Source organism: Brachybacterium sp. Marseille-Q7125 (assembly GCF_023062615.1).
Classification (GTDB): Bacteria; Actinomycetota; Actinomycetes; order Actinomycetales; family Dermabacteraceae; genus Brachybacterium.
In genome coordinates this window covers 24106-30252 of record NZ_JALLAL010000037.1, presented here as the reverse complement: position 1 = coordinate 30252, position 6147 = coordinate 24106, and the positions used below count along the sequence as shown (strand labels likewise).

Genomic DNA, 6147 nt, shown 5'->3' with positions numbered 1-6147 from the left:
CGCCGGGCTGGGGGCCGCGCCGGGGGGCGGGCCGGCCCCGCGGCGGCCCGGCGCGCGGGCAGCGGGCCGGCGGCGGGCGCGCCATAGGGGAGCGGCTCAGCCTGAGGGGCGGGGGCGCCATAGGGGACGGGCTGTGTGGGCTGCGTGGGCTGTGCGGACGTCGGCCCCGTCTGCCCCTGCGAGCCCGGGCTCGGATCAGCCTGCGGGCCGGGCAGACCGTAGCTGGGGCGGCGGCGGGAGGCGCCAGGGCGCTCGGCGTCGGACATCAGCACTCCTTGAACACGGGGGTCGATCCAGGATAGGGCCCTCAGGCGCTGACGGCAGTCGCCGCCACCGCGGCCAGCGCCGCCCCCAACAGGGCGCACACCGGCGGGGTGATGAGCCAGGCGATGATCACCTCGCGCGCCACACCCCAGCGGATGTGCCGCACTCCGCGTGCCAGACCCGCCCCCACCACACTCGAGGCCAGCGACTGCGAGGTGGACATCGGCACCTCGAGCCCCAGCATGCCCAGCGTCATCGATGCTGCGGAGGACGTCTCGGCAGCCAGCCCCTGGGCTGCGGTGAGGTCCGTCAGACGCCTCCCCAGGGTGCGGATCAGACGATGCCCGCCCATGAGGGTCCCGGCCCCCACCGCGACGGCGATCGCCAGCACCATCGACAGCGACGTCACCCCCGGCACCCCGGCGGCCGCGCCGCTGATGACGACGACCGCCAGCGGGATCCGGGAGTCGTTCATCCCGTGACCGGTCGCCACCGCCCCCGCGGAGATGGTCTGCGCGAAGCGGATCTGCCCCGCCCGCAGCATCTCTGCCCGCCCCAGCCGCAGCACCAGGTGCATCAGCACGAAGGCGAAGGCCGCCGAGAGCACCGGGCCCACCACGGAGACCAACAGGACCCAGCCCAGGCGCGACCAGTCCGCGGCTGAGGCGATCACCAGCGACGCCCCCACCAGGGCGGCGAGGAAGGCATGCCAGGTCGAGGTGGGCATGCCGAACCACCAGGTGGTGAGGTCCCAGAAGATCGTGGTGAGCAGCACCGCCACGAGCGCCGCGCCCAGCAGCTCCCCATGCCCCGCGGTCGCCTCCAGCAGCGTCTGCAGGCCCAGCATCGACACCGCCCACTCGGTGGTCAGTGCGATCAGTCCTGCCCCGAGCAGCGCCCCCAGCACGTTCAGTAGCGCCGCCATGGTCAGGGCCGTGGACTCCTGGAGGGTGCGCGTGGTGATCGAGGTGGAGACCGCATTGGAGGCGTCGTGGAACCCGTTGACGTAGGCCATCACCAAGGCCAGCGCCACGATCAGGCCCAGCAGCACTGCGCTCACTCAGGCATCCTTGACGCGCAGCAGCTCGGCACGGCGTGCAGCCTGCTCCTGCAGCGAGATCGTGGCGCGCACGGACTCGATCACGTCACGCAGGGCCATCAGCTCGCGGGACGAGCCGCTCATGCCGTACAGATCGGCCAGCGCCTGCCGCACCAGACGCTCGCCCTGCCGCTTGAGCTTGCGCATCTGCGGATAATAATCGCCCAGGTCCCGCTCCCCGGACAGGGTCCAGGAGGCTGCGACCGTCAGCTCCGCGGCCCGTTCGATCCCCTTGGCGGCTTCCAGCAGCGCGGTGGGCAGCGGCCCCACCTCGGTGCCGGTCAGCAGCCCGCCGGTGTGCTCCATCGCATCCAGCGAATCGGCGATGGTCAGGGCGAAGTCATCCAGCAGCTCCGCCTCATAGGGGGTGACCAGGGAACGGCCCAGGCGCTCGGAGATGCGCCGACACAGCTCCTCGGCCACGGTGGACTGCTCATGCAGCTTGGGGGCGATGCGGGTGCGTTCGCGATAGCCATGCCCCAGCAGCTTGGAGTGCGTGTCCGTGGCCTGCAGCTGCAGCTCCGCCAGCTCGCCGAGCAGGGCGTACATCGGACGCTCGGTGCGTTGTGGGCGCAGGCGGTCCAGCGCCGCCCGCCAGGGCGAGGACACCACGGGTCACCTCCTCGCGCCACGCGCGCGTCCTGCATGAAGCTGAGGCGCCGGACCGGGATGCGCCTGTCGGCGCGAAGGCCGCTCGAAGCGGCAGATGTTGGAGCCCGGGGCAACCGCGGCCCGGCGCGCCAGCCATCCTAGAGCACATGGCCCGGCGGGTCTGCTCCCGCATGCCCGTACATGGGAATTCCCACGTCAGTCCAGGCGCCCGGCCTCCGCGGCGCGGGCGGCCGCGACGAGCTCCTCGCCGGTGCGCAGCAGACGCTCCGCCGAGCGGGTGTCCGCCTCCCCATCGGCCTCCGGGCCATCGGCCAGATGCGCGCTGCCGTGCGCGACGATCGTGGCTACCGCCCCGGCGCGCCGCAGCGCGAGCGGCAGATCCCCGGTGAAGGCGCCGCGCAGGATCTCATCCATCGTCGCGTGGACCTGCTGCACCTCCGGGGGCTCCGCAATACCCGAGAGGTAACGCAGACCGGGGACGGTGCGGGCCCCGGCGCGGTAGCGGCGCACCACATCCTCACCATCGCGCCGCACCCACGTGTGCAGCACATACAGCCGCCACAGCGCACCGGGCAGCGTCGTCGCGGGGGAACCGGACCACAGGGCCGCCAGATCCGCGAGCCCCTCCTCCTGGGCGAGGGTCACCACGCGCCGCACCACCTCCGGGTCGGCGCTGTGGAACACCCCGTCCAGCAGCGCTCGCGCGGAGTCATGCGCGAGGTCCGTGGAGCTCGCCGGGTCCGGTTCGCCCTCGATCGACGCGGCGACCGAGGGGAACAGGCGTCCGGGGCGGCGGAAGCGGGCGGCGGAGGAACCGGAATCGGAGGGGGTGGACATGCCCTGCACACTACGCTGGGCGCATGACCATTCCCCGACAGATCGGCCCTGAACCGACGTCCGGATCGGTGCTGCCCGACTACTCGCGCTCCACCGCGACGGTGGAGCGGATGGTGGATGCCCTGGATGCTCGTCGGCGCGGCGGCCCCAGCTCCCGGGGCCAGGTGCGGGCGCTGCTGCCGCGCAACCCCACCATGGACACGCTGCTGCGCTCGGTGATCGCGGCGGTGCTGCTGGGCATCGCGCTGATCCCGGTGATCATCATGGTGCTGCTGCTGGTGGGTCTCGACGACGGGCGAGCCCCGGGGCTCGCGATGATCCTGGTGCTGCTCGCGATGGGGGCGATGGCGGTGCTGCTGCTCCTGCTGGGGCTGCGCTTCGCCTGGGTGGCGCTGTGCACCGCGCGCTCGCGAGTGGAGATCACCGATGCCGGTCTGCGCGTCGTGGGTGCGGTGGGCTCCACCGAGGTGCCCTGGCGGGACATCGAGGGGATCGAATCGAAGGTGGTGCATCCCGTGCACTGGCTGACCGCGGCGGTGCGCCGCAAGGACGGCCGACGGGTCATCATGTCGGCCTTCGATCGGCACGTGTGGACCTGGTCGGAGCCCACCGGGCAGGACATCCGTCTGCTGCGCACCGTCCTGCACGAGCACACCTCCGGCGGGCGGCGTCGGCCCTGAGCCGGTTCGGCTGAACGACACCCCGGCACGAGCCGACGATCACGGCGAGGAGAGAGCCGATGGAAGCACTGCTGATGACCCTGGGATCCGGCTGGGTCAGCGGAATCCGCCCGTACTTCATGATCTTCCTGCTGGGGCTGACCGGGCGGCTGTTCGGGATCGAGCAGGTGCCGGAGGTGCTGCAGCGCACCGACCTGCTGGTGATCACCGGGATCCTGCTGGTGGTGGACTTCGCGGCGGACAAGATCGCGTTCCTGGACTCGTTCTGGGATCAGCTGCACACCGTGGTGCGCCCCATCGCCGGCGGTGCGATCGGCTACCTGCTGGGCGGGGAGACCGACACCACCGCGGCGATCGTCATGGCGGTGATGGGGGCGGCCGCGGCGTTCGGCTCGCACGCCGCGAAATCCACCGCCCGTGCGGCGGTGAACGTCTCCCCGGAGCCGGTCTCCAACGTCCTGGTCTCCACCGGTGAGGATCTCGCCGCAGTAGTGATGGGCGTGCTGACCGTGCTGCTGCCGATCGTCGCCGCGATCCTCGCGCTCGTGCTGCTGGGCGTGGGGATCTACGTCATCGTCCGGATCCGCCGGGCCTACCGGAACCTGCGACAGCGCCTGCGGGACGTGCGAGAGCGCCGGGCGCGTCAGGTGACCTGACGCGCCCGGCGCGGAGACGAGAAACAGCGGAGACCGGAAACGCTGGGCCTCACGGGGCCTCGCTGCGGCCCTCCTCCCACAGGGCGGTCACCGCGGTGAGCACACCCTCGGAGGTGACGTCGGAGACGGAGAGGATGCCCTCCTCATCCAGCGGCAGGTGGCCGATCTTCCAGCTGCCGTCCTCCTCGACGTGGAACATCATCGGCACCGGCTGATCCTTCGTGGCCATCTCGGTCCGGCGCAGGGAGACGGTGCGCTGATTGCCGCCGGCCAAGAAGGCGCTGACGATGTCGTTCACCGCGCCGGGCACCTGCGCCGGATCGGTCATGGCGGTGACCATGAAGGAGTCCAGCTCGTCCTGGGTGAGCATGATGACGGCCTCAGCAGCCTTGATGATGAAGGCCATGCGCATCGCATCACCCTCGGCCAGGGCCACCCCCATCCAGCGGTCCGCGGCAGTCAGCGCGGTCGCGATGACCTGCCCCTCCTCGGCCAGCAGCCACTGACCATCCTCGGTGCGCTCCACCTTCCCGCGGGCCCGCAGGCCCGAGGTGACCGCGGCGGTCACGAACTCGCGGGCCTCTTCCGGGGCGCTGCGCAGACCCACCTGCTCGCGGGTCACCTCACCGTTCTCGGTGGGGCGCAGCGAGAGCATGAAGTCGATCTCGTAGGCGGTGTAGACGGTGGGCTGCTCCTGGGCAGCCTGCGCGGTGGTCTCAGTCATGGAACGTCCCCCTGGGGCCGATGGGTCCGGGCGTCGTCCGCCCGGCTGCACGTGGTACCCCTGCAGGATGTCAGATCCGGGCCGGTCCGCGCATCATCAGCGGGCTACGATCCACCCATGCACGGTCAGCAGCACTCACAGCGCTCGATGGTGGGGCTGGGTGGGGCCAGCGCCCGTGCCGTCTACCGTGATCTGCTGCGCTTCGGACCCCGCTCGAGGCGGGATCTGACCCGTCGGCTGGGGCTCTCCGCGCCCACCGTCACCCGGGTGACCCGGGAGCTGCTCGAGGGCGGGCACCTGCACAGTCTCGAGACTGTCGCGCCGACCAAGGGCCGCCCCCAGGAGCCGCTGGATGTCGAGGAGCGCCACGGCCCCCGCTTCGTGGGGGTGAAGGTCACGGCCGATGAGGTTCACGCCGTGGTCACCACGGTGCGCGGCAATATGCTCGAAGAGCTCGCGGTGCCGCTCGCCGATACCGCGGTGCCGGCGGTGGTCGAGGCGGTGCTCGAGCTGGCGACCGCGCTGATCGAGGCGCATCCGCATGTGGCGGTGGTGGGGATCAGCGTCGGCGGGGTGGTCGCGAGCGGCCGCACCGTGCTGTCCTGTCACTATCTGGGCTGGCGGGATCCGGTGGAACTCGCAGATCTGCTGGCCGCGTGCCTGGATGTGCCCGTCGTGGTGGAGAACGACCTGGTCGCCATGGTGCATGGCCTGCACTGGTTCGGCGTGGGCCGCGCCTACCGCTCCTTCGCGGTGCTGACCATCGGCGCCGGGGTGGGCAGCGCCACCGTGGTCGACGGCCGCCTGATCCGCGGCGAGCGTGATGTGGCCGGGTTGACCGGACGCTTCCCCGTCGGAACCCGGGAGGACGGCAGTCCGGTGCTGCTGAGCGATGTCGCCTCCACCGCGCCTTTGCTGCAGCGGGCCCGGGCTCGTGGGGTGCTGGGCCCCGAGGAATCGCTCGCGCAGCTGCGCGAACTGCTGGCGGCCGGTCACGCAGGGGCGCACGCACTCGCCGCGGAGGTGACGCGGGCCCTCGCCCACACGGCCGCCGGGATCATGGCGCTGGTGGACCCGCAGGCGCTGATCCTCGGCGGGGAGGGCGTGGACATCATCGCCGCGGCCGACCCGCTGTTCGAGCAGACGCTGCGCGCGATGCTGCCGCAGATGCAGCGCGATCTGGTGCTGCGCCGCCTCAGCGGTGACTTCGACGAGTGGGCGCGCGGCGCCGCCGTCATCGCGATCACGGCGTACGTCGGCGCCCCGGGGTGAGGC

7 protein-coding genes and 1 pseudogene are annotated in these 6147 nt (G+C 71.9%); 3 read left to right on the top strand and 5 right to left on the bottom strand.

The genetic code is table 11. The features are described from left to right. The 4 genes and pseudogenes from MU407_RS10075 to MU407_RS10060 form a co-directional block, all read right to left on the bottom strand. Nucleotides 1-266 (bottom strand): annotated as a pseudogene (locus MU407_RS10075) (hypothetical protein); the annotation flags it as partial. A gap of 41 nt (nt 267-307) precedes the next feature. Next, nucleotides 308-1324, bottom strand: coding sequence for an inorganic phosphate transporter (locus MU407_RS10070; RefSeq protein ID WP_246957114.1), 1017 nt, complete (start codon nt 1322-1324; stop codon nt 308-310). Beyond that, nucleotides 1325-1975, bottom strand: a complete 651-nt coding sequence (locus MU407_RS10065; RefSeq protein ID WP_233190738.1) for a hypothetical protein — start codon at nt 1973-1975, stop codon at nt 1325-1327. 195 nt (nt 1976-2170) lie between these two features. Beyond that, nucleotides 2171-2812: a hypothetical protein gene (locus tag MU407_RS10060; RefSeq protein ID WP_246957111.1), complete on the bottom strand. Its 642-nt coding sequence runs from the start codon at nt 2810-2812 to the stop codon at nt 2171-2173. A 23-nt stretch (nt 2813-2835) separates the two neighbouring features. Here MU407_RS10060 and MU407_RS10055 point away from each other — a divergent pair, with 23 nt between their 5' ends. After that, nucleotides 2836-3492 (top strand): PH domain-containing protein, encoded by a 657-nt coding sequence (locus MU407_RS10055; protein ID WP_102236186.1) that lies wholly within the window; start codon nt 2836-2838, stop codon nt 3490-3492. A gap of 59 nt (nt 3493-3551) precedes the next feature. Next, nucleotides 3552-4148, top strand: a complete 597-nt coding sequence (locus tag MU407_RS10050; protein ID WP_199173891.1) for a DUF4126 domain-containing protein — start codon at nt 3552-3554, stop codon at nt 4146-4148. Nucleotides 4149-4197: 49 nt separating this feature from the next. Here the strand turns inward: MU407_RS10050 and MU407_RS10045 are convergent, their stop codons facing one another. Continuing rightward, nucleotides 4198-4872, bottom strand: coding sequence for a hypothetical protein (locus MU407_RS10045; RefSeq protein ID WP_102236185.1), 675 nt, complete (start codon nt 4870-4872; stop codon nt 4198-4200). A gap of 117 nt (nt 4873-4989) precedes the next feature. On the opposite strand from MU407_RS10045, the gene MU407_RS10040 reads away from it, so the two are divergent. Beyond that, nucleotides 4990-6144 carry an ROK family protein gene (locus tag MU407_RS10040; protein ID WP_246957108.1) on the top strand — a complete coding sequence of 385 codons (1155 nt, stop codon included), beginning with the start codon at nt 4990-4992 and terminating at the stop codon, nt 6142-6144. Nucleotides 6145-6147 lie beyond the last annotated feature (3 nt).

Excerpts from the sequence above, each read along its gene's own strand:
- MU407_RS10060 (WP_246957111.1), bottom strand. The coding sequence starts at position 2,812 with ATGTCCACCCCCTCCGATTCCGGTTCCTCCGCCGCCCGCTTCCGCCGC.
- MU407_RS10055 (WP_102236186.1), top strand. The coding sequence starts at position 2,836 with ATGACCATTCCCCGACAGATCGGCCCTGAACCGACGTCCGGATCGGTG.
- MU407_RS10050 (WP_199173891.1), top strand. The coding sequence starts at position 3,552 with ATGGAAGCACTGCTGATGACCCTGGGATCCGGCTGGGTCAGCGGAATC.
- MU407_RS10045 (WP_102236185.1), bottom strand. The coding sequence starts at position 4,872 with ATGACTGAGACCACCGCGCAGGCTGCCCAGGAGCAGCCCACCGTCTAC.
- MU407_RS10040 (WP_246957108.1), top strand. The coding sequence starts at position 4,990 with ATGCACGGTCAGCAGCACTCACAGCGCTCGATGGTGGGGCTGGGTGGG.